At 27.2% G+C, this 2,537-nt stretch carries 4 protein-coding genes and 1 pseudogene; 1 reads left to right on the plus strand and 4 read right to left on the minus strand.

What is annotated here, in order from left to right:
- Window positions 1-117 (minus strand): transposase (locus ACYIAM_RS12920; RefSeq protein WP_483747552.1); only part of this gene is annotated, 117 nt, incomplete at its 3' end.
- Between the two features lie 73 nt (window positions 118-190).
- On the opposite strand from ACYIAM_RS12920, the pseudogene ACYIAM_RS12925 reads away from it, so the two are divergent.
- Window positions 191-370, plus strand: a pseudogene (locus ACYIAM_RS12925) (integrase core domain-containing protein); the annotation flags it as partial.
- Window positions 371-904: 534 nt separating this feature from the next.
- On the opposite strand, the gene ACYIAM_RS12930 reads toward ACYIAM_RS12925, so the two are convergent.
- From ACYIAM_RS12930 to ACYIAM_RS12940, 3 genes are all read right to left on the minus strand, one after another.
- A complete protein-coding gene (locus ACYIAM_RS12930) occupies window positions 905-1,915 on the minus strand; it encodes a hypothetical protein (protein ID WP_483748547.1) in 1,011 nt (336 codons plus the stop codon).
- A 17-nt stretch (window positions 1,916-1,932) separates the two neighbouring features.
- Window positions 1,933-2,382: a hypothetical protein gene (locus tag ACYIAM_RS12935; protein ID WP_483748548.1), complete on the minus strand. Its 450-nt coding sequence runs from the start codon at window positions 2,380-2,382 to the stop codon at window positions 1,933-1,935.
- Between the two features lie 68 nt (window positions 2,383-2,450).
- Entirely contained in the window at window positions 2,451-2,531 is an 81-nt protein-coding gene (locus tag ACYIAM_RS12940; RefSeq protein ID WP_141670356.1) for an integrase core domain-containing protein, read from the minus strand.
- Between the last annotated feature and the right edge of the window lie 6 nt (window positions 2,532-2,537).

A 2,537-nucleotide genomic window follows, 5' to 3' on the forward strand; every position in this document is an offset into this window, starting at 1 on the left:
CCATTTATAGAAAGTTGAATTACCCATGCCATATTTACGACAGAGCTCCTTGACAGGAATACCGGCTTCAGCTTCTTTTAAAATAGATACAATCTGATGTTCAGTCATTTTTTTCATAATTAAATCCTCTTTACTTTTATCATAGAGAATTTTCTACTTTTTTGCTGTACTATTTTAGGGGATAGTTACAATTGAACGATTTAATCGTACCTATCGTACTGAAGTACTCGATTTATATCTTTTTAACAACTTAGCACAAGCAAGGAGAATAACCGAAGAATGGTTAACGATTTATAATACCGAAAGACCGCATGAGGCGTTAAATAACATGACACCGATTGAGTATAAAACACTAAAACAAGCAGCATGATTTTCTACGTGAGTTGTGTACTAGGTTTGGGGTATTTACATATTTCATTTTTCTCTAAAATAGATTTCTTCAGTCCAAATTTTTTCAGTATCTAAAGCACATGTATAATCCAAATACGATAAAACAAATAAAAAATAATGTATTACGCATAAAACCAACCTTATTTAATTTTCACAGTTAAACAATCATCCACTTTATTTAACCAACTTTTAAAAAAAATAGTTTTTTGTATGTGTGCAGTCCTCTTTAATGGCTAATTTAGTATAATATGCTTTCCTTATGTCAGTAATGCTCGTTAATAATTTATTTTTATCAGAAATAGAATTTATAATAAAAGCTGTCGCTTCTCCCATTTTCCCATCAATAATATCGCCAATACCAACCTGCTGAATCAGCAGAATATGATAATTTATCAGAAATCCAGTAATAATTAGTTACAACATCAATACCTGAAAATGAAGAATATTTTGCATAATTTTTCTTTCAAGTTAATTGCATCAATCCTCTGCATTTATATTTTGAATATTAAAATAGTCAATTAAAACTGTTTAACATCATTGGTTCAACAGAATTTTTTTCACATTTATAGTTATTTAAACGTTTCCCATTTTGGATTATTTGAATGGACTCATTTTTTGGTTGAGTATTTATCAAGTATTGAGTATTTTTATTAACAAAAGTTATTATATGATTACTTCCATCTTGATTAGCTAATTCTTTTATTAATTCTAATTTTATATTTGATTTATTTCCAAATCGATACAGTAAATTATGAGTTACATAATTGTAGCAAATTGATAATTGATTATTACCAATTCGACAACCAAACGCATCTTTTTCATTCTGACTCTTTTTACAAAGAGTTGAATCTTTATAAAATATATTTTGATTATAGAGTGTGATAATATCTTCATATCCCATTGACAGTAATTTAGTATAAAACTTATCTTTCCAAACTGTATCTATATTTGTTTTTAACAAATTATTAGCTAAAAACAAAATAAAATAATCTGTATATGAAAGGGTAGCTTTGTTAATAAAAGAATCTTGTTTTTTTGATAAAATAGTTTCAATAAATTTATCAGTATTATCATCAATATTTTCAATCGAATAATCAGTAACCTGTCCAAGGGAAAAATCTAAGTATATTTCTCCTATTTTAATTAACTTCTTATTTTTACTTGTTAAATAAGTTATTTTAGCAGGGCTTTGCATACCTCCAAATTTATCAAAAATGGATATAATTCCCAAGTCTGAAATCTCAATTGAAGGATTCATCCCTCCTATATAAATATAATTATTTACATTTCCATCTATGTCCAAGTTCAAATCAATTTGCGAAATTACACCTTCTTCAGGTTTATTGAAACGGCAATATGTATATTTACCATTGAATTTATCGCCATTGATAAATTGCCCTTTAAGATCATTTGATTTGGTTTCACTACATATTTGAGCATATAAAGGAAAATTTAAATAAAATAAAACAATAAAAATAAAAAAATTTTTGTTTGTAATTTTGCGTATAAATTTTTTATTTGTCATTTTCATTCTATTTACTATTACGATTCGTAATAAACATATTTCAAACATTCACCTTTAGAACAACCAAACACTATCTGTTCTGCTTTTCTTCCATAAATAAATGCTAGACCACCTAAATTAATACTATATTTTTTACTTATTCCATTAATTAATAATTCGCCTTCTATTTTGCACGGATAAATGTCAAAAGAATTTATTTGAGCTGAATTGATAGATTTTTCTGCAGTCAAGAAAAAATGGGTTATTCCCTTTTTGTCTAATTTCCATTTAGCACATAAATCTTTAAAATAATCAACATTATCTGCTTCTAATACCTTTTTTATCGATAATACCTTAATTACATCACGATTATTGGCATTAGTAATAGCTGGGGTCAATGTTCCAATTGTCAGCAGGAGGGTAAAGATTTTTACCTTCTCCACTTGTTTTATAAGCAATGCACTGATGTTGATACAAGTCTTTATCATTTAAATTAAACTCTTTTTGTAAAAAAATTGTAAATACCCCAAACCTAGTACACAACTCACGTAGAAAATCATGCTGCTTGTTTTAGTGTTTTATACTCAATCGGTGTCATGTTATTTAACGCCTCATGCGGTCTTTCGGTATTATAAATCGTTAA

The organism is Gilliamella sp. X-60 (assembly GCF_057063585.1).

Excerpts from the sequence above, each read along its gene's own strand:
- ACYIAM_RS12930 (WP_483748547.1), bottom strand. The coding sequence starts at position 1,915 with ATGACAAATAAAAAATTTATACGCAAAATTACAAACAAAAATTTTTTT.
- ACYIAM_RS12935 (WP_483748548.1), bottom strand. The coding sequence starts at position 2,382 with ATGATAAAGACTTGTATCAACATCAGTGCATTGCTTATAAAACAAGTG.